The organism is Arthrobacter sp. BK1, from assembly GCF_056680055.1.
Genome location: NZ_CM155263.1, coordinates 4,156,200 through 4,176,039, shown reverse-complemented (window position 1 = coordinate 4,176,039; position 19,840 = coordinate 4,156,200). Strand labels below are relative to the sequence as shown.

The window sequence follows — 19,840 nt, the reverse complement described above, 5'->3', positions numbered from 1 at the left end:
AGCATTGCAACCGCCGATCTTCGAACTGTCAGGCATCGCGACCATCGACAGGATCCAGTTCAGAGGAGCACCTCGTAGATAGCGCCCGTTCCTGCAGAAGTATGTAAGCGGAGACAAGGCGCATACTGACTTCGACCGGGGGTGGCAATAGAAGTGTGTTCCCATTCATACGCTGTTATGACGAGGGTGTTCATCAGGCGACCGAGAAGCACGGCGAGTGGAAATGGGCACCTAAGCAAAAGGTGCACCTGGGCGTTACCGTTTCGGCCTGACAACTCCCGAATTCTGAACGCCGCCTCTGCGGCGAGAGGACCAGCGTCGTTCGGGTCGATCAGACCATTGCTGGTGGGACGTAGGTGGAGCCACTCACAGAACGCATCCGGTTGATTCCGAACTAGGTCATCGAATGCCTGGTTGCTTTGGGATTCGAGCAAGTCGAGGTAGACCAAGACATTGTCGACGGCAGATTTGGGTGTGGTCAGCGAGACGGTTCCCGATCGAGCCACCTCCAGCAAAGGTCGATCGCGGTCCAGCGTGCTGTTTGTTCCGCCCCGCCAATGGTGGCTTTGGGAGTCCACGACTGTGAGACGGCCAATCAAAGTAGCGGGAAACGTCATCCCGATAGCAAGGGCCACCGACAGGTGTCCTCCACCTGTGATTACGACAGAGGTGGCTTGTGTTCGGCTATACGCGGACGTCAGCAGTGTTAGGCAATAAGCAAGGTCTCTTAGTCCGTCGGCGTGCGGTAGCCGACCTTCCTCCGACGGCCTGATCCGAACATCCAGCGAGGCTGAAGTCACATCATTCACGTGTGGAACATGTCGTGTCTGCAAGTTCACGCTGAGAACACCGTCCGCGGCTGCCACTTCGGCTCGTGCATGCTCCAGTCTGTGAGCAAAGAGGTCGCCAATCAGGGTGTGACGCTGCCCTCGGTCGAAAGTGCCGTACTGTTTTATCGACTTGAACTCACCACGTTTGCTGAGTAGCCGGTCTGGCGCATCGTAGTCAGTCTTCCCTTCCAACGTTCGCACAGCATTTGCAATCCCCAGACCGAATCCGCGGTATGTCTTGTGCAGCCGCAGTATGAGCGGCGATTCCACCTCCCGCACGACAGAACTTTGCGCAATATCGGGTGTAACGATCAGCACGGCGCCAGACAGGCCGCTGCGCAGGGCCTCCTGCAACCGCTGTTCAGTGTCCCCTGGTGGTAGGTCATCCTTGTCTCGCCAGACGGGAATTCCGGCTGCTCGCAAAAGCCAAGTGAGCTCGTCCGCGAGTTGCGTTCCATCACTTTGACGGTATGAGACAAACACCGGCCCGTGTGGGTCGAATCCTGTCGGCGGGCGTAAGAACCATCTCTTCAGAACGGGCAGCATGTCATTCCATTCTGGGCGTCAGCCGTGCTTGGCTTCCGAACCACGCAGCGTGCGTCGTTCTAGTGCCTCTTCATATTCCCTCATGTCGAGCGCTACAGCAGTTCCGATGAGCTGCAGTTGGCGGAACAGGCGGATGGCGAAGTGGATAAGTTGATTGCCTTGTTCACTGAATTGGAGCGGCGGGTTAACAGCCACATGGTCGTCATCTCCGTCGACAAGGTCAGGAGTAAAGTCAAAAGCCACTGTATCCAGGGCAATGCCGATGTCCAGGAACCCTGGTTCGCCGTGCTCTGGTAGGTGTTTCGCCAAGTGACTCCGCGTGGTCTCTTGGGTCCAATCAGCACGAGTTGCCAGGATTCCTCCCACAATGTGCTTATCAGCAGGGTCTGCCGCCTTGTACCTGCCTCCGGCATGGATAATTGGCGCCGATGCGCGTTTGAGCGTGCGGACAGATGCGATTTTGGCCTGTCCATATTCAAGGTAGGCCTTGGTAAGTTTTGGCTTGACCTCGAACACTGCGTAGACGCTCTCCACTGGAACGAACCGAACGCCTTGTCTCGTGCCGAACCACTGCGGTGAGTACTGCTGATCGTAGATGGCTACGTCGATTTGGTCGCTGCTTTCTCCAGTGGAGTCCACCGCGAAGATTGGGCCGACCTCGTATCGGGCGGGCAGAAAGTCCCTGATCAAACCCACCCAGTCCGCTTCCGCTTCGTCACCCATGGTGCCCGGGTGAGCAGTGGCAGCACGAATACCCGAATAAGATGCCTCCAGGCCAGCTTGCTTGCTCAAGAAGGCGCCAGCGATGTCGAACGTTTTTTTCATAGGGGTTCTTTCGTCGAGGTGAGACTGAGGACTGACGGATACACTCCGTGCGTATAGATTGTCCACGCCGATACACACGGCGACCCGGCAGGCGACGACGTCACGATCAGGCTAAAGAAACGGTCAAAACCGAGTTCCGAATCCGTCAAATGGCCGAGGTAGGAATTAAGGTCTGCGCCACTGGGAGAGGGCTGTCCCCCTGGGTGTGTGTGCCACTCCCCTATCCATTGCGCACCGCTCCGCCCCCAGGCGTCGTTAGCCAGGCGCTGAGCGTACTCTGTGTCCCGGCTGAAGAATTGGGGCCGATGGATAGCATTCGGCCCGGGAAGACCTGCCATCAGGACCATTGGACCGCATTCAGGCGAATCTGTGCCGAGCAATATCCCACCTGTTTCGAGACCGTTGTTCGACCGCGAGACTTCGGTGCGGATTGTCTGTAGCGCCTCGGCCGTGATGGATATGGACCTGGCTTCATGGTCCTCGGTCACGCTGGTTTACACGTAGGACAGTGTGGTCGTGGCTCCGGGATGGTGTCCCAGCGTATAGTGCAGGGCTGGTGCAGATCGAATGGAGCGGCGAGGTCTCCGGCGGGACGAAGGCCGATTACTGCATGTTCACCAGGGAGTTGGTGGGTATGGTCTCCATGCTGGGACTCCAAAATGGTGGCTACTGCGGCCTTTGCCGCGAGATGGCCGATGGCGTGAAGGTCTGGGCCGACGGCAGTCATCGGCTGATGGACCTGACCCGTTCCGTAATCGAGTTCCTGGTCGGCTTCCGCATCGAAGGTGCCCTGGGATGCAAGGCCAGCGCGTTGGCAGAGGAGGCACCCGAAGCGGGGACCGGGCCGAAGTCGAAGTATCTCGCCCACCGACCCTTGGTCGAGGACGCAGGCAAGAACGGCAGGGATCCCTGCACGTCGAGCGAGGTGACTTACTACCCGACGTGGCGCAATACCATCAGCCGCACACACTACGAGGTCCACGTCGGCCAGCATGCCGCGGATGTAGTGGGCGTCGTTGACTACATCCAGCCGATAGCCTTCGACTTCAACGTTGCTACCGACCCACCGGCGGTCGAGTCGATCCTTCATGGCGTCGACCTTGTGACGGCCGACGCTCTCTGCGCCAAGAACATGACGCACCATGTTGTGCCACAGGAACCGGTCGGGATCGACAAATAGAAGGCGTCCGACGCCATAGGCGCCAAGTGCATCGGCGGATGCGCCACCAATGCTTCCGAGGCCGACCACCATCACGGTGTGCTGAGCCAGTTCCTGGATCGGCCATTTCCCGCTAAGTTGTTGAAGTCCTATGGTGTCGGGCTCAACCTCCACGTGGATTGGAACCACGCCGTCTCGATCGACGACCCAGGCGGCAAACTCGTACGCGCCTACGCTCCGCAACTCCGGGGGCAACGCGGGATCGTGGGTTATGAGGAAACTGCGGTTTCCTCCGGGGTCTTGTACTTCCGGGACGTAAGTCCTGAACGCGTTGAGGGGCATACTGACATCAACCCTTCGAAGCATGTCCAAGTGAATCAGGTTGAGCTCGCTCCCGGAACGCCGCACCCACTGTCCCGCATGAGCCGCGTCACCCCAGTTAAGCGCCGTGTATTCTCGGGGTATTTGCACACGCATTCGCGTCCCACTGGACACTTCCACCATGCTGACCACGTCCAGGTCTTCCGATGGGGCATGACGAAGTGCCAGAGTGCCAGCGGAGGATGGTGCTGATGCTATCTTTTCTGCGGCGTCGCGGGAGATGATCAAGAACGGGCTGGCAATTGTCACTGACCTTGCTCTCCATCCTCATTCAAGTGTTGGGGCTTATTCAACTGCGTGGCTTTGGCAATGAGCTCGTCGCGAGAACTGTCTGACACAATGCCGTTCGTTGACATACTCTCAATCAGGCTGGCCTTCATGAGTGCATACTCGATCCGCCAGCCAGCGGCTTTGAGCAGCAACTCAACGATGCTCGCTTCAGGAGTCCACGCGCCATCGGATTGCAGGAGGCACAACGATCCTCCGGGAGCGACATGCCATCTGTTCTGTGTTCGCTCTACGAGGGCAGGCTCGGGCTCAAGGGCGTATACGACCGGCGGGGCCATCGGATACGCCGCCTTGTAGTAGAGCGCGAATTTGAGGCCTCCGACAAATGTCAGGTCGTCTAACCCGTCCGGTGCTGGACGATCAAACGGCCAAATCGGCAGTACCCCTGTCCAGTACCCATGATGTGCGTTTGCTGAAGGTGATACAAATTCAACATCTGGCGCGAAGGCTGCTATTTCTGCGCTGTCCCGCTCAAGACGAGCCGGTTCGGCCTCCATCCAGCCAATTGGTGTTACAGCCACGCGCCTTGCCGACCCGGTCATCCTTGTGGCGTGTCTTTAACCGGCCGTGGCACTGCTGCAACCGCAGCAGGGCCGCTTATGCTTTTCGGCGGCCTGGGAAAGTCATCCCCGAAAACTTCACCCCAATACGAGACAGCCGCATCGTCTTTGCTACTAGCCTGAGCCGCAACGGCAAGGCTAGCGGCTTTAGCTGCTGCACGAAGTCGTTCCCCGAACTCCACATACTTCAGGTCCGTTTGGATGGGGCCACAGATTCCGGCCGGATCCTCGACTAGCATGCCGCTCTCAACGTGGAATGCGGCCTTCACGAAGAAATTTTTCATTGCGACTGGGCGTATCTGGGAGGTGGGCATATGGTGAAGGGCAAGTACCTCCATAACGAGGGACTTTACTTTGATGTCCTGGTCAGCGCCCCAGGCCTTAAGCATCCGCACTGAACCCGCGAACTGGTTCCAGGCCTTATGTTTGGCGGCCACGCTGGCAATCAGGTGTTCCGGGTCAGCTGGCACCCAAGTTTTGGATTTCACCTCGGGGATTAGCAATTTGCCTTCGGAACGTAAGGCGGGCATTGCATCCACTGTAAAGGCGTCGGAATCCTCGGGATCGTCGAGAAAGCACTTGACGGCATGGTTACGCCACTTGGCGAGACGGACTTCTTTCGCGAAGGTACCATGCGATGCGCCCAGCAACGCGTTGACCTTGCCGCGCGTGTAATGGAGAGCTTCTTCTGCAGATGCACCTGGTTGGCCCCAAGTGGGGTGGTGGTCACCATCAAAAACTATGACGACGTCAACATCGTGGATGGGGTCCCGATGGGTTCCCCTCCGTAGGGACCCTGAGGCAATCACTTCCATGACATCGGTCGCCGGGCTGAAAGCATCTTTGAAGAGATCCCGGCGCCGCCGGGCTTCGCGTATGGACTCTTCGTCTGCATTTACTACTCGTTGGTAATTGTCGAAGGCGCTGCTGACATTCATAAGTCTCCCCTAGCGTGCAAACTACGTCACCGATTGGCCCCGCAAGCAGGTGACTACCTCCGGAGGCAACAGGTCTCTCTGTCTCAGCAACTCTGGACGTTGTTGGGTCCGCTGCCCCTGTATCAACCAGATAGATACAGGGGCAGCCGGCGCCCAAGAACGTGGAGGGCCGAGCGAACGCAAACGAGCAAGTTTCGCCACAAACTGAGCAATGCTCAGATAGGAGGCTGTTTTTGCTCAGATACTGCCGAATTGCTCAGTTAGGTCGGGGTCTCACATGGTCCTAGAAGTCCCAGTCATCATCCTCGGTGTTGACTGCCTTACCGATGACGTATGAGGAGCCTGACCCTGAGAAGAAGTCATGGTTCTCGTCGGCGTTCGGTGACAGTGCCGACAGGATGGCCGGGTTCACGTCAGTGACGGAAGCCGGGAACATTGCCTCGTAGCCCAGGTTCATCAGCGCCTTGTTGGCGTTGTAGTGAAGGAACTTCTTGACGTCTTCGGCCAGGCCCACGGAGTCGTAGAGATCGTGCGTGTACTGGACTTCGTTTTCATAAAGCTCGAAGAGCAGCTCGAACGTGTAGTCCTTGATCTCCTGCTTGCGCTCCTCGGACAGGCCTTCGAGGCCCTTCTGGAACTTGTAGCCGATGTAGTAGCCGTGGACGGCTTCGTCGCGGATGATCAGGCGGATCAGGTCAGCGGTGTTCGTCAGCTTGGCACGTGAGGACCAGTACATCGGCAGGTAGAAGCCAGAGTAGAACAGGAAGCTCTCCAGCAGCGTGGACGCCACCTTGCGCTTCAGGGGGTCATCGCCCTGGTAGTAGTCCATGACGATCTGCGCCTTCTTCTGAAGGTTGGCGTTCTCGGTGGACCAGCGAAAGGCTTCGTCGATCTCCTTGGTGGAGGCCAGAGTGGAGAAGATGGAGGAGTAACTCTTGGCGTGCACGGACTCCATGAAGGCGATGTTCGTGTACACAGCCTCTTCATGCGGGGTCAGCGCGTCCGGGATCAACGAAACTGCTCCGACGGTGCCCTGGATGGTGTCCAGCAGGGTCAGACCCGTGAATACGCGCATGGTGAGCTGCTGCTCGTCCGGGGTCAGCGTGGCCCACGACTGGACGTCGTTGGACAGCGGGATCTTCTCCGGCAGCCAGAAGTTGTTGACCAGACGGTTCCAGACGTCCACGTCTTTTTCATCCTGGATGCGGTTCCAGTTGATGGCCTCGACGTGGCTAAGCAGCTTGACCTTCTCGGTCATGTCATCCCCTAAATGTTGGGTTGTTCTTTGAGTTAAGCGTACGACGGCGGGCGGGCGCCCGCCGTCGTACTGTCACAATTTAGTTGAAGATTAAAGCATGCAGCTGACGCAGCCGTCCACTTCAGTTCCCTCCAGCGCGAGCTGGCGGAGACGGATGTAGTAGATGGTCTTGATGCCCTTTTTCCAGGCGTAGATCTGGGCTTTGTTGATGTCGCGGGTTGTAGCGGTGTCCTTGAAGAACAGCGTCAGGGACAGGCCCTGGTCCACGTGCTGGGTTGCAGCGGCGTAGGTATCGATGACCTTCTCGTAGCCGAGTTCGTACGCATCCTGGTAGTACTCCAGGTTGTCGTTGGTGAGGTACGGAGCCGGGTAATACACGCGGCCCAGCTTGCCTTCCTTGCGGATCTCGATCTTGGACGCCACCGGGTGGATCGAGGAGGTGGAGTTGTTGATGTAGGAGATCGAGCCGGTGGGAGGCACAGCCTGCAGGTTCTGGTTGTAGATACCGTGCTCCATGACTGACGCCTTCAGCTCGCGCCAGTCATCCTGGGTGGGGATGTGGATGTTCTTGAACAGCTCAGCGACCTTCGCGGTCTGCGGCACCCACTCGCGGTCGGTGTACTTGTCGAAGAACTCGCCGGAGGCGTACTTGGACTTCTCGAAGCCGCCGAACGTCTGGCCGGTCTGGATGGCCAGCAGGTTGGAGGCGCGGACCGCGTGGTACACCACCGAGTAGAAGTAGATGTTGGTGAAGTCCAGGCCCTCTTCGGAACCGTAGTGGACCCGCTCGCGGGCCAGGTAGCCGTGCAGGTTCATCTGGCCGAGGCCAATGGCGTGGCTCTGGTCGTTGCCGCGGGCGATGGAAGGCACCGAGGTGATGTTGGACATGTCCGAGACTGCCGAGAGGGACCGGATGGCCGTCTCGATGGTCAGGCCGAAGTCCGGGCTGTCCATGGTCTTGGCGATGTTCAGGGAACCCAGGTTGCAGGAGATGTCCTTGCCGGTCTCTGCGTAGGACAGGTCATCGTTGTACGTGGTGGGCTGGGAGACCTGAAGGATTTCCGAGCACAGGTTGGACATGATGATCTTGCCGTCGATCGGGTTTTCCCGGTTTACGGTGTCCTCGAACATGATGTACGGGTAGCCGGATTCGAACTGGATCTCGGCGAGGGTCTGGAAGAACTCCCGTGCCTTGATCTTGGTCTTCTTGATCCGGGAATCGTCCACCATCTCGTAGTACTTCTCGGTGACCGAGACGTCGGAGAACGGCATGCCGTAGACGCGTTCGACGTCGTACGGGGAGAACAGGTACATGTCCTCATCCTTCTTGGCCAGCTCGAACGTGATGTCCGGGATGACGACGCCCAGCGAGAGGGTCTTGATGCGGATCTTCTCATCCGCGTTCTCGCGCTTGGTGTCCAGGAAGCGGTAGATGTCCGGGTGGTGCGCGTGCAGGTAAACCGCGCCGGCACCCTGGCGGGCACCGAGCTGGTTGGCGTAGGAGAAGCTGTCCTCGAGGAGCTTCATCACGGGGATGACGCCGGAGGACTGGTTTTCGATCTGCTTGATCGGCGCGCCGACTTCGCGGATGTTGGTCAGCGCGAACGCCACACCGCCGCCGCGCTTGGACAGCTGCAGGGCGGAGTTGATGGACCGGCCGATCGACTCCATGTTGTCTTCGATGCGGAGCAGGAAGCAGGAGACCAGCTCGCCGCGCTGGCGCTTGCCGGCGTTCAGGAACGTGGGGGTGGCCGGCTGGAAGCGGCCCTCGATGATCTCGTCCACCATCTGCAGGGCAAGCTTCTCGTCGCCGCGGGCCAGGTGCAGGGCAACCATGCACACACGGTCCTCGTAGCGCTCCAGGAAACGCTTGCCGTCAAAGGTCTTCAGCGTGTAGGACGTGTAGAACTTGAACGCGCCCAGGAACGTCTCGAAGCGGAACTTCTTCTTGTACGCGCGGTTGTAGAGCTCGCGGATGAAGTTCATCGTGTACTGGTCGAGGGTTTCGCGCTCGTAGTACTGGTTCTTCACCAGGTAATCGAGCTTCTCCTCCAGGTCATGGAAGAACACGGTGTTGTTGTTCACGTGCTGCAGGAAGTACTGGTGGGCGGCCTCGCGGTCAGCCTCGAACTGGATCTCGCCGTTGGGGCCGTACAGGTTCAGCATGGCGTTGAGCTCGTGATAGCCCAGGCCCTTGTACGCTGCCGGCATTTCCGGCTTTTCGAGGTCGACGCCGTGCTTTTCTGCACGGGTGACCTGGCCTTCGGCCCTGGTTACTTCTGTGTCTGAGACAGTCGTGTCCAAAACGTATCCAATCCTTGGTTGACCCGGGCCACGTCTTCTGGCGTGCCCATAAGTTCAAATCGATAGAGCCGGGGTACATGGCATTTGGCGGCGATGATGTCCGCAGCCATGCAGTAGTTGTCCCCGAAGTTTGTGTTGCCGGCACCGATGACGCCGCGGATCAGTGTCCTGTTCTGCGGGTTGTTCAGAAAGCGGATGACCTGCTTGGGCACCGATCCTTCTCCCCCGGTGCCGCCATACGTTGGCAGCACCAGCACGAACGGCCTGGTGGCGAGAAGGGGTGCGTCTTTTGAATGAATAGGGATCCGAGCCTGTTCGCGGCCGAGCTTTGAGACGAAACGGGCCGTGTTCTCGGAGGTGGAGGAAAAATAGATGAGCTGGCTCTGCGTGCTGACAGGGGGCAACCCGGCCACGTGGGCCTCTGCCACTGCCAGCGTTGCCACAGGAGCCACCTCAGGAGTGTCGATGTTGTGCCGGATGGCGGAAGGTGCAGCCTTAAGCCACGGAGGAAACGGCAGCCAATGCCAGTTCCTCGATCTTGTCCGGGCGGAAGCCTGACCAATGGTCCTGGTCGGTGACAACTACGGGAGCCTGCATGTAGCCCAGTGCCTTCAGGCGCTCGAGGGCCTCGGCGTCCTGTGAGATGTCAACGCTCTGGTAAGTGATGCCCTTTTTGTCCAGCGCACGGTAGGTTGCGTTGCACTGAACACAAGCCGGCTTCGTGTAAACCGTAACGGTCATTGTCCCTGTCCCCTTTATCGAAATCTTCGCTCGTCTTTGTCCCGCCCAAGCTGTACGTCGATACTACATGTAGTGCAGACGGCTCTCCGGAACCCCAAGATGATGTATTACAAGTATGTCATTTAATGCACTTTTAATCCACAGGCAGAGGCCCTCAAAATGTCCGGATTTCAGGCAATTCCGCGGACGAAATCCACACCCTGTGGAGTAGTTAGCCACAATTAACGGCCAGCGTGTCGCGCGCTGGACGGCGTGTCGCGCCCGGTGGCGGACCACTACATCTAGTGCCGGACACACCAAAGGGGCCCTGCCGGACAACGACAGGACCCCTGCGAAGTGATGAACCTAACCAGCTAGAGCTGCGCCTCGCGGCGGTCCAGCACAATCTGCTGCACATCCAGGTAGCCGGATTGGAAACCTGCCCGCGAGTAGGCGAGGTAGAAAATCCACATCCGCTGGAAGACGGCGTCGAACCCGAGTTCCTCGACCTCCTGCGAGTGCGTGATGAAGCGCTCCTCCCAGAGGCGGAGGGTGGCGGCGTAGTGGTCCCCCATCCCCATGCGTTCGCGGACGCGGAGTGTGGTGTTCTGCTGGGTCACGCTTTCGATGGCCCGCACTGATGGCAGGAACCCGCCCGGGAAGATGTACTTGTGCACCCAGGTGTACGCGTTGCGGGTTGCCAGCATCCGGCCGTGCGGCATGGTGATGGCCTGGATGGCAACCTTCCCGCCCGGGGCCAGCACCCTGTCGATGGTTTGAAAGTAAATGGGCCAGTACTCATATCCCACAGCCTCGATCATTTCCACGGACACGACGGCGTCGAACTCACCTTCCACCGCGCGGTAGTCCTGCAGGGCAACGGTGACCTGGCCGGCGTAGCCGGCGTCGGCGATCCGTTCCTGTGCCAGTGCCTGCTGTTCGCTGGACAGCGTCACGCTGTAGACCGTGGCGCCTCTGGCGGCTGCCCGCAGTGCCAGCTCTCCCCAGCCGGTGCCGATCTCCAGCAGCCGGGTGCCGGTTCCGACGCCTGCCTTGTCCAGCAGCCTGTCAATCTTGGCCTGCTGTGCCTCCGCCAAGGCCTCCCAGGGCACCGAATCAAGCGCTCCGCCGCCCGGCGGGAACAGTGCCGAGGAGTAGCTCATGGTCGCATCAAGGAAACTGGAGAAGAGCTCGTTGGAGAGATCGTAGTGGCGCGAAATGTTGCTGCGGGTGTTCTGTTCAGCGTTTTCCTCATGCCGCGGAGTCCGGGGCAGGTACAGGTTCCGCAGTCTCTGGAGCGGCCTGGGGATCAGGGTGTCCACGGACGCGGCAAAGACCTCCAGCACAGCCGCGAGATCGGACGCTTCCCAGTCCCCCGCCATAAAGGACTCGCCCAGCCCGATCAGGCCGTTATCGCCGATCCTGGCTTCGAACGCCTCGGGCCGCACCATGGTCATGACCGGGGCTTCGGGACCACCGGCGCCCACAACGGACCCATCCGGGTAGGCCACCAGGACAGGAAGCCGCCGGACGGCAGCCTTGAAGAGGAGCCCCGCGGCTTTGCCCGCCACCACGGCTTTGGTGCCCGACGGCGCCTGGGCAACACCGGGCCACACTTCCGGATCGATAGTAGCCGGCGACGCCGGTACCCCCGCAGCATTGTGCACCGTCACAGGGTGCCGGAGAGCTGACTTCGCAGCTGTGACCTCCACAGTTGCAGCCGTTCCGTTCTCATCGGTCATAGTCATTGAACTGCCTCCTGTGAGGGGTGATGTGGCCTTTTGACGACGGGCAGGCGTCTTGCCCAGAGTTTAACGCCTTGGATCCGGATCAAAGCGGAAACCAGCAGCGGCGCGGCCGGAACAGCCACGGCCGCCGCCAGGATGTTCGGCACGGTGGCCGGGCGCCGGTCCCCGTCCATGGTGGCAACGAAGGGCCGGTGGCCCTCCCGCTCCAGGACGATGGAAACTGAGAGCCGTTCCCGGGGAGCGGGCACCTTCATGCGGTACAGCCCGGCCAGATCATTGAACGGTGAAACGTAGAAGGCCTTATGCACAGTGGCCCGGCCGGCGGAATCCGTGTCCAGGAGATAGCAGTGGCGTTCCCCGTACGTGTTGTGGACTTCGGCGATGACGCACTGCAGGTCCCCGGACTGCCGGTAGCACCAGAACAGGGTGAGCGGATTGAAGACGTGCCCGAACACCCGGGCACTGGTCAGCATCCGGATCGCGCCGCCGTCGGGCTCTATCCCCCGGGTCCGGAGGAAGGCCTCCACATTGCTGCGGATCGTGGCCTTGGGATCGCCGAGGTGGTCCGCCGCCAGGAAGACGGCAAGCGGCCGCAGGATACGCGGCAGAACGGGAAGCCTGTCCACATCAACAAACCAGCTGTAGCTCCGGTAGGTAAAGGCGTTCTTCAGCGGGGTCTGCCGCACATGCGAGATGGAGGTGCGGTAAATGGCTGCCGTGGCGCTCATGTGCCCTCCGAAGCCGACTGCAGTTCGGGCTCGGGTGACTGCAGTCCGGGCCCGTCCCAGGTGCGGCCCAGGTGCTCGGCAGCCCGCACGCCGGACAATGCGCCGTCTTCGTGGAAGCCCCATCCCAGGTAGGCACCGGCGTAGGCGATCCGGCTATCACTCAGGGCTGCGATCCGCTGCTGCGCGCGCAACGAGTCTGGGGTGTACTGCGGGTGCTCGTACACCATGCGCTCAAGGACCTGCTCCTCGCCGATCAGTTCGGACTCGCCCAGGCTCACCAGATACGGCTGGCCATCGGCGGGCTGCAGGCGCTGGAGCCGGGTGAGGTCGTAGCTGACGAGCACCTTGTCGGGGCGGGCGTCGCAGCCGGGGAGCCGGTAGTTCCAGGACGCCTTGGCATTGTCCGCGGCGGGAAGGACCGCCGGGTCGCGGTGGAAGACGGTGTGGTTGACGGAGTAGGGCATGCCGCCCAGCGCGTCTTTCTCATCCGGGGTGGCATCGGCGAGGAAGCTCAAAGCCTGGGCCGGGTGCGTGGCAATGACCACGGCATCAAAATCTTCAATCCCCTGGGCAGTGACAAGCTCGACGCCGAGGGCATGGCGGCGGATGGCGGTCACAGGCATTCCAAGCCTGACGTCCGGCAACGTTGCCGCCAGCTTTTCCACGTACCTCTCCGACCCGCCGGTGACGGTCCGCCACTGCGGCGAACCCTTGACCCCCAGCATGCCGTGGTGGCCCAGGAACGTGAAGAGGTAGCGCGCCGGATAGGACAAAGCCGTGGTGGGGTCGCAGGACCATACCGCGCTGACAACGGGGGTCATGAAATGGGAAATGAAGTACGGGCTGAACCGCTCCCTTGCCAGGAATTCGCCGAGGGTGAGCTCCGCGCCGTCCGTGCCCGGGCCGGCGTCGGACGCTGGAGCCTGGATCAGGGCACGCGCCCTGCGGTAGAAGCGCATGACCTCCAGCAGCATCAGCAGGTAGCGGCCGCGCAACAGGCTGGCGGGGCGGGCGATGATGCCGCGGGCACCGTCACGGGCGCCGGCGTACTCCAGGCCGCAGCCGTCGCAGCGGACCGACATGCTCATCTCGGAGTCCTGGGTCCGGACATCCAGCTCGGAAAACAGCCGCAGCAGGGTGGGATAGGTCCGCTCGTTATGGACAATGAATCCGGTGTCGATTCCGAGGTTGCTGCCATCGATCTGCGGGACGCTGTGCGTGTGCGCGTGGCCGCCCAGGCGGTTGTCCGCCTCGAACAGGGTGACATTGTCCTGCTTGTTAAGGACGTAGGCGGCGGTCAGGCCAGCCACTCCGCTGCCTATGACGGCGATGCGACGCCCCTGCGGCTTATCAGCCGGGTTCCCTGCCACAGACACTGTTCTGCTCCTCTGCTCGGACTGCCTCATGTACTGCCTGGTACAAACTCTCTAGGGGCAGTTCGGCGCCGGGAGCCCGGCGGATGAGTGAGATTCCAGGAATCTTTGTGCCAGAATGAAGCGGCCCGCCCAGACCCGGCAAACAACGGGCCAAACCGGCCCCGACATGAAGGACAGAGTTGGTAAATCCCGTACATCTGAAGACCCTCCTTGAGGTTACCCGGCTGGGCTCTTTCGCGGCGGCCGCGGCACGCCTGGGGTATACGGCGTCGGCGGTTTCCCAACAGATGTCGACGCTGGAACGTGAGACCGGCGTCGTCCTTTTCCAGCGCTCGGCCAAAAGCGTGGTTCCGACCGAGGCGGCCGTGGTCATGACCCGGCACGCAGCAAAGGTGCTCACCGACATCGAGGCCCTGATGGCCGCCGCAGCCAAGACACACGACACCAGCAGCCAGGAACTGAGATTGGGAATCTTCCCCAGCCTGGCCACCTACGTCCTCCCCGGGATCCTCAGGAACCCTGCATGGAAGGACCTGGGCATCGACCTCAAGGTCTCCGTTGCCGAGCCTGCCCAGACCATCCAGGGCCTCCGGACCGGCGGGGACCTGGATGTGGCGCTGGTCTTCCAGGTTGGCCAGTCGGGGCTCGCCTGGCCGCACACCATCAACCGGCAATGGATCGGCGACGACAACTTCCGGGTGGTGCTGCCCGCAGGCTGGGGCTTCCGTTCAGACGCCAAGGTGGCGGCCGACCACCTCTCCGAGCTGCCGTGGATCATGCACCACCCCGGAAGTCCGGACGCTGTGGTGATCGAGCGGCTTTTCGCCAGCTGCAACCTGCATCCCCGGGTGGTGGCCCGCAGCGACGACTTCCACGCCAGCCTTGAAATGGCGGCCGCAGGACTCGGCGCGGCACTGGTGCCGGAGCTGGCGCTGCGCAACCGGCCGGCCGGCGTCGTGGTGTTGGATGTCCCGGAAATCCGTCTCGCGCGGAACGTCTTCGCCCTGCTCATCAACGAGAAGAGAACAGCCCGCGTGCAGCTTTTCGTGGACCTGCTCGCCGAAACCCTCGCCAGTCCCGGAACCGCAGGGAAATAGTCCCGAACGCTGGAATGCTCCGCTTTGGGGGTCTATGTTGAAGATATGAACAGGGTAGCGAGCCAGCACTTTGGAGAAATTGAGCTTAATCACGGCAGGGACCACAACGTCGCTGCTAAACATGAGCTCGGTGGCCAGACGCTGGAACTCGACCTCAACATCAATGCGCATGACCACTTCGATGAAGCGGCCATGCATAAGGTGGACTACCGGCTGCGTTTCCTGCCCGAACTCGTGGACGAGGTGCGGCAGATGATCGCGGACGAGCTGGAGCAGGAAGGCACCAGCCCACAGGAATACCTGCAGTTCCACTGCAACGCCGTCAAGGACGAGCACCTCCGGAAGGTCTTCGGCGTCGAGGACCGGAGCCAGCTCACTAACGACGTCTTCCTCAAGGCACTCAAGCTCGGCCACGTGGGCATCTACCCCGGCCAGCCCGAACGGTACTTCGTCCTTGATTTCACGCTGGGCGCCCACTTCACCGACGAGGTACTGGTGGCTTCCGCCGACGAAGACGGCGTGGTCGACGACGAAATCCTCTGGGAGTCCTGAGGGTCCTTCAGCCCTGGTGCGGGCTGCAACGCCGGCGTCACCATGGAACTGCCATTTTCCTTGCCTCCATTCAAAGGACGGTGGGCACTATGGAGGATTTCCAGGCAGCAGACGGCCGGACCGGAAGTGCGGCGGTTCTGAACGGAGCCGGGTCGCAACCGGTGGACAGAGGGGCGGTGCGCCTGGCGGCAGGGATGATTTTCGCCGGTGTCGTGGTTTCGGTGGGCGCCGGCTTGCTTCATGCCGAGGCAGCCAGCGCGAACGACCACGTCGCCTCATTTACCGCCTACGCCAACAGCGGGATCTGGACCGCCGCGCACCTGGGCCAGTTCGCAGGTATGGCAATGCTGACCATTGGTCTGGTTACCCTGTGGATGCCCCTTCGGGTGCGGCACGGTGCCCTGGGCTGGACAGCACGTTTCGGGGCACTTTCTGCGGCCTCGTCCTTGGCGCTTTACGGCGCGCTCCAGGCCGTTGACGGAGTGGCCCTCAAGCACGCCGTGGATGCGTGGGCGTCAGCTGCAGAGCCGGAGAAGGCGATGCGGTTCGCTGATGCGGAGGCCATCCGGTGGCTCGAGTGGGGAATGCGCAGCTACCAGAGCTTCATGCTGGGCACCGCCCTGGTCCTCCTCGGCACCGTCATCGCGGCCACCCGAAGGGTTTCTCAGTTCATTGGGTACCTGATGGGGTTGGCCGGTGTGGCGTACTGGGTCCAGGGGTGGATTATCGGGGCCCAAGGTTTTGCGGCCGCAAACGCCGTGCCGACGCTGGCCGGGATTATCCTCACCGTGGCCTGGACGGTGTGGCTGCTCATCAGCGCCTGGCGCACGCACGAAAACGGCGGCCGGTCACCTGAAGTGACCAGCCGCCGTCGTTATGGCGCCTGATTGTTACTTGGTTGCCTGCAGCAGGCCGGCGCGGACCGTCTTTGTGGCCTTGACCAGGTTCCGCAGGGACTCTTCGGTCTCGGCGTAGCCGCGGGTCTTCAGGCCGCAGTCCGGGTTGACCCAGAGCTGGCGGGACGGGACGTGCTTGACCGCAGTGGCCAGGAGTTCAGTGACTTCCTGCTCGCCCGGAACACGCGGCGAGTGGATGTCGTACACGCCTGGGCCAACACCGCGTCCGAAGCCGTGGGACTCGAGGTCGTGGACAACCTCCATACGGGAGCGTGCGGCTTCGATCGACGTGACGTCCGCGTCGAGCCCGTCGATCGCGTCGATGATCACGCCGAACTCCGAGTAGCAGAGGTGGGTGTGGATCTGCGTGGCGTCAGCGACACCGGCGGTGGCCAGGCGGAAGGAGTCCACCGACCACTTCAGGTAAGCGGAGTGGTCTGCCTTGCGCAACGGAAGGAGCTCGCGCAGGGCGGGCTCATCCACCTGGATGATCTTGATGCCGGCGGCTTCGAGATCAGCGATCTCATCGCGCAGGGCCAGGCCCACCTGGTTGGCGGTCTCGCCCAGCGGCTGGTCATCGCGGACGAAGGACCAGGCCAGGATGGTGACCGGACCGGTGAGCATGCCCTTCATCGGCTTGTTGGTGAGGGACTGCGCGTACTCCGCCCACTTCACCGTGATGGGGGCGCTCCGGGTGACGTCGCCCCAGAGGATGGAAGGACGCGTGCAGCGGGAGCCGTAGGACTGGACCCAGCCGTGGACCGTGACGTCGAAGCCCTCAAGGTTCTCGGCGAAGTACTGGACCATGTCATTGCGCTCGGGCTCGCCGTGCACCAGGACGTCGTAGCCAAGCTCTTCCTGCAGGTCCACGACGCGCTTGATCTCGTCCTTCATGAGCTGTTCGTACTGCTCGTTGGTGAGATCGCCCCTGTTGTTGCGGGCACGTGCGGAACGGATTTCCGAGGTCTGCGGGAAGGAGCCGATGGTGGTGGTGGGCAGCGGCGGCAGGTGCAGTGCCTCTTCCTGGGCGGCTTCGCGGACTTCATAGGCTGAGCGGCTGAAGTCAGCCCCGGTCAGCGCCCCGGTGCGGGCCCGGACGTCCTCGCGGTGCACACCGGCAGCTGTGGCACGGGCGGCAATCACGGCAGACGCCTCATCGATGGCAGCCTTGGCGGAGGCCGGGTCCGCCACGTAATCGGCAAGGATCCTGACTTCCACGGCCTTCTGGTCGGCGAAGGCGAGCCAGCTGCGCAGCTCCCCGGAGAGCTGGGTCTCTTCGGTGACGTCATGGGGGACGTGCTGGGCGGAGGTGGAGGTGCTCACGGCAATCCGGCCGGCGGCGGCCTTCAGTTCGTCCAGCTTGCCGGCCGAAACGGCCAGATCGTTGCGCCAGATGTTGTGGCCGTCAACGACGCCGGCAACCAGGGTCTTGTTTCCAAGGCCGGCGAGTGCCGCCGCAGAGGGCACCGCGCCCTTGAAGGCGTCGATGTGCAGGGCGTCGATGTCGGTGGCGGCAAGGGTTCCCAGCTGGCCGTCGAGGGCACCGTAAGGAGTGGAGACCAGGATCTGCGGGCGCTTGGCGGCACCGGAGAGAACTTCGTAGGCCCGGGCCACGGCAGCTTCGATTTCGGCGGCCGGTGTGTCCTGGTCAACAACCAGTGCGGGCTCGTCGAACTGGATCCAGCTGGCCCCGGCGGCGGCGAGCTTCTCTAGCAGCTGGACATAGACCGGCAGGACGTCCTCGAGGCGGGACAGCGGGGCGAAACCGGCCGGGGCGTCGTCGGAAGCCTTGGAGAGCAGGAGGTACGTGACCGGGCCAACGATGTAGGGGCGGGTCTCGATGCCGTTGGCCAGGGCGAACCCGAATTCCTCAACAATGCGGTTGGAGGCAAGGGTGAAGTCGGTGTCGGGGCCGATTTCCGGAACGAGGTAGTGGTAGTTGGTATCGAACCACTTGGTCATTTCCAGCGGCTGCTGGTCCTTGGTGCCGCGGGCCAGGGTGAAGTAGCCATCGATGTCCAGCTGGCCCTCGGCGTTGAGGAGGTTGCCGAAGCGGGCCGGTACGGCGCCGAGGTGGGCGGTGGCATCCAGGACCTGGTCGTAGTAGGAGAACGTGCCCGGAACGGCGGCGGCTTCGGTGAGGCCGAGTTCCTGCAGGCGCTTGGCGATGGTCAGCTGGATTTCCTTGGCGGCGGCGTCGAGTGCTGCGGCGTCGATCTTGCCGGCCCAGTAGGCTTCGACGGCTTTCTTGAGCTCGCGGCGGCGGCCGATGCGTGGGTAGCCAAGCAGCGAGGCTGACGGGAACGGAGTGACGGAGAGGTTGTTTTCAGGCATGACAAAGTCCTTTGAGGTTGGTGAAAGCTTGTGAAGGGTCTGGTGACTAAGGGGCGGTCAGCTGGCCAGCTGGCGCTGGAGGATCGCGGTGCGGCGGCCGGCGGAGCGGGAGTGGCGTGGCAGAGCCAGCTTGTCCAGCACCTCAAGGGCGCTCTGGTGTTCGTTGAACGTGTAAAGGTGGATGCCCTGGGCCCCGGCGTCCAGGGCTGCTTTGGCCAGGTCGACTGTGGCCCGGACGCCGATCCTGTGGCGTTCGGCGTCGGTGTCCGCGGCGGCCAGGCGGGCCAGCAGCTGCGGGTCCGGCTCGACGCCGCTGAGTTCGCCCAGCCGCTTCACCCGGCGGGGGCTGGTGAACGGCATGATGCCCGGAATGATGGGGATGGTGACCCCGGCCCGGCGTGCCCTGCTGAGCAGGTCCGCGTACTGGTCCGTGTGGAAAAAGACCTGGGTGATGGCAAAGTCCGCGCCGGAACGCTGCTTGGCAAGCAGCACCTCGACATCGTGCTCCTCGCTGGGCGATTCGGGGTGCCGGGTGGGGTAGGCAGCCACGCCGACGGCAATTTTTCCGGCGCACAGCAGCGCTGAACGCCGCTGCTCAACACGCCGGATGAGCTCGATCAGGTCCTGTGCATAGCGCAGCGACCCGGGAACCGGTGGAGTCCCGTCCTGGGGACGGTCGCCGCGAAGCGCCAGGATGCCGCGGACGCCGGTATCCAGCAGGTCCCCGATGATCTCCGCCAGTTCCTGCGGCGTGTTGCCGACGCAGGTCAGGTGGGCCAGGGGCCGGAGCGTGGTTTCGAGCAGGAGCCGGTTGATGAGTTCGACGGCGGTGTCCCGGTTGGAGCCACTGGCACCATAGGTGACGGAGACGTAGTCCGGGTCGGTGGTCTCGAGTTCCCTGATGGTGTTCCACAGTGACTCGGCCGCAGCCGGCGACCGTGGCGGAAAGAGCTCGTAGGAGAGCGCCACCGGGGCTGAGCTCTCGGAAAGGTTTGGATGTGTTTCGATAAGGCTTGGCGGTGACATTTGCGTCCTTGGCTTTGGGCCATTGAGGGCTGACGTCAGCAGATGTGACGGCAGTGCCGGCAATGAATTTGAGTTTGGGGAACACGGAAGAACTCCACAAGGACGCAGCCGCGACTGTTACGCCTGGAATGAAGTTGTCCGTGAGCAAATGTCAGGCCCACATGGGGGCACCCACACCCTCCAGAGCGGAGGATCGCTGACACGTTACCTCGGTAACTTGTATAGAACTCTAGGAGGCGGCGCCGCGGTGTTCAAGTTCGCGTCCGAATTAAGA

General features: G+C 61.9%; 18 protein-coding genes. 3 read left to right on the top strand and 15 right to left on the bottom strand.

Features of this window, described 5'->3' with window-relative positions; genetic code table 11:
• Positions 1-59: 59 nt before the first annotated feature.
• From AC1MCA_RS19140 to AC1MCA_RS19080, 13 genes are all read right to left on the bottom strand, one after another.
• A complete protein-coding gene (locus AC1MCA_RS19140) occupies positions 60-1,376 on the bottom strand; it encodes an SAVED domain-containing protein (RefSeq protein WP_479799886.1) in 1,317 nt (438 codons plus the stop codon).
• A gap of 18 nt (positions 1,377-1,394) precedes the next feature.
• Entirely contained in the window at positions 1,395-2,201 is an 807-nt protein-coding gene (locus tag AC1MCA_RS19135; RefSeq protein WP_479799885.1) for a DUF6602 domain-containing protein, read from the bottom strand.
• Positions 2,198-2,689 carry a Mov34/MPN/PAD-1 family protein gene (locus tag AC1MCA_RS19130; RefSeq protein WP_479799884.1) on the bottom strand — a complete coding sequence of 164 codons (492 nt, stop codon included), beginning with the start codon at positions 2,687-2,689 and terminating at the stop codon, positions 2,198-2,200. Before AC1MCA_RS19130 ends, AC1MCA_RS19135 begins: the two co-directional genes overlap by 4 nt.
• Positions 2,686-3,453: a HesA/MoeB/ThiF family protein gene (locus tag AC1MCA_RS19125; RefSeq protein WP_479803463.1), complete on the bottom strand. Its 768-nt coding sequence runs from the start codon at positions 3,451-3,453 to the stop codon at positions 2,686-2,688. The genes AC1MCA_RS19130 and AC1MCA_RS19125 overlap by 4 nt, the downstream gene beginning before the upstream one ends.
• A 533-nt stretch (positions 3,454-3,986) precedes the next feature.
• Positions 3,987-4,550 carry a ubiquitin-conjugating enzyme family protein gene (locus tag AC1MCA_RS19120; RefSeq protein ID WP_479799881.1) on the bottom strand — a complete coding sequence of 188 codons (564 nt, stop codon included), beginning with the start codon at positions 4,548-4,550 and terminating at the stop codon, positions 3,987-3,989.
• Between the two features lie 17 nt (positions 4,551-4,567).
• On the bottom strand, positions 4,568-5,527 hold the full coding sequence (locus AC1MCA_RS19115; protein WP_479799879.1) for a nucleotidyltransferase domain-containing protein: 960 nt from the start codon (positions 5,525-5,527) through the stop codon (positions 4,568-4,570).
• 283 nt (positions 5,528-5,810) lie between these two features.
• A complete protein-coding gene (gene nrdF, locus AC1MCA_RS19110) occupies positions 5,811-6,785 on the bottom strand; it encodes a class 1b ribonucleoside-diphosphate reductase subunit beta (RefSeq protein WP_108600538.1) in 975 nt (324 codons plus the stop codon).
• A gap of 90 nt (positions 6,786-6,875) precedes the next feature.
• Positions 6,876-8,996: a class 1b ribonucleoside-diphosphate reductase subunit alpha gene (nrdE, locus tag AC1MCA_RS19105; protein WP_479803461.1), complete on the bottom strand. Its 2,121-nt coding sequence runs from the start codon at positions 8,994-8,996 to the stop codon at positions 6,876-6,878.
• Positions 8,997-9,058: 62 nt separating this feature from the next.
• Positions 9,059-9,532: a class Ib ribonucleoside-diphosphate reductase assembly flavoprotein NrdI gene (nrdI, locus tag AC1MCA_RS19100; RefSeq protein WP_108600539.1), complete on the bottom strand. Its 474-nt coding sequence runs from the start codon at positions 9,530-9,532 to the stop codon at positions 9,059-9,061.
• 52 nt (positions 9,533-9,584) lie between these two features.
• A complete protein-coding gene (gene nrdH, locus AC1MCA_RS19095) occupies positions 9,585-9,830 on the bottom strand; it encodes a glutaredoxin-like protein NrdH (protein ID WP_108600540.1) in 246 nt (81 codons plus the stop codon).
• A 353-nt stretch (positions 9,831-10,183) separates the two neighbouring features.
• Positions 10,184-11,557, bottom strand: coding sequence for a class I SAM-dependent methyltransferase (locus tag AC1MCA_RS19090; RefSeq protein ID WP_479799876.1), 1,374 nt, complete (start codon positions 11,555-11,557; stop codon positions 10,184-10,186).
• The gene (locus AC1MCA_RS19085; RefSeq protein WP_108600066.1) at positions 11,554-12,285 is read right to left on the bottom strand and encodes a DUF1365 domain-containing protein; all 732 of its coding nucleotides are present in this window, start codon (positions 12,283-12,285) and stop codon (positions 11,554-11,556) included. Before AC1MCA_RS19085 ends, AC1MCA_RS19090 begins: the two co-directional genes overlap by 4 nt.
• On the bottom strand, positions 12,282-13,655 hold the full coding sequence (locus AC1MCA_RS19080; protein WP_479803459.1) for an NAD(P)/FAD-dependent oxidoreductase: 1,374 nt from the start codon (positions 13,653-13,655) through the stop codon (positions 12,282-12,284). Before AC1MCA_RS19080 ends, AC1MCA_RS19085 begins: the two co-directional genes overlap by 4 nt.
• A gap of 185 nt (positions 13,656-13,840) precedes the next feature.
• Here AC1MCA_RS19080 and AC1MCA_RS19075 point away from each other — a divergent pair, with 185 nt between their 5' ends.
• The 3 genes from AC1MCA_RS19075 to AC1MCA_RS19065 all read left to right on the top strand — a co-directional run bounded on the left by AC1MCA_RS19075 (position 13,841) and on the right by AC1MCA_RS19065 (position 16,197).
• On the top strand, positions 13,841-14,758 hold the full coding sequence (locus AC1MCA_RS19075; protein ID WP_479799875.1) for a LysR family transcriptional regulator: 918 nt from the start codon (positions 13,841-13,843) through the stop codon (positions 14,756-14,758).
• 45 nt (positions 14,759-14,803) lie between these two features.
• Positions 14,804-15,310: a DUF2004 domain-containing protein gene (locus AC1MCA_RS19070; protein ID WP_108600212.1), complete on the top strand. Its 507-nt coding sequence runs from the start codon at positions 14,804-14,806 to the stop codon at positions 15,308-15,310.
• An 89-nt stretch (positions 15,311-15,399) separates the two neighbouring features.
• Positions 15,400-16,197, top strand: coding sequence for a hypothetical protein (locus AC1MCA_RS19065; RefSeq protein ID WP_479799874.1), 798 nt, complete (start codon positions 15,400-15,402; stop codon positions 16,195-16,197).
• 3 nt (positions 16,198-16,200) lie between these two features.
• On the opposite strand, the gene metE is transcribed toward AC1MCA_RS19065, so the two are convergent.
• Positions 16,201-18,540 carry a 5-methyltetrahydropteroyltriglutamate--homocysteine S-methyltransferase gene (gene metE, locus AC1MCA_RS19060; RefSeq protein ID WP_479799873.1) on the bottom strand — a complete coding sequence of 780 codons (2,340 nt, stop codon included), beginning with the start codon at positions 18,538-18,540 and terminating at the stop codon, positions 16,201-16,203.
• A gap of 57 nt (positions 18,541-18,597) precedes the next feature.
• Entirely contained in the window at positions 18,598-19,566 is a 969-nt protein-coding gene (locus AC1MCA_RS19055; RefSeq protein ID WP_108600213.1) for a methylenetetrahydrofolate reductase, read from the bottom strand.
• Positions 19,567-19,840: the final 274 nt, after the last annotated feature.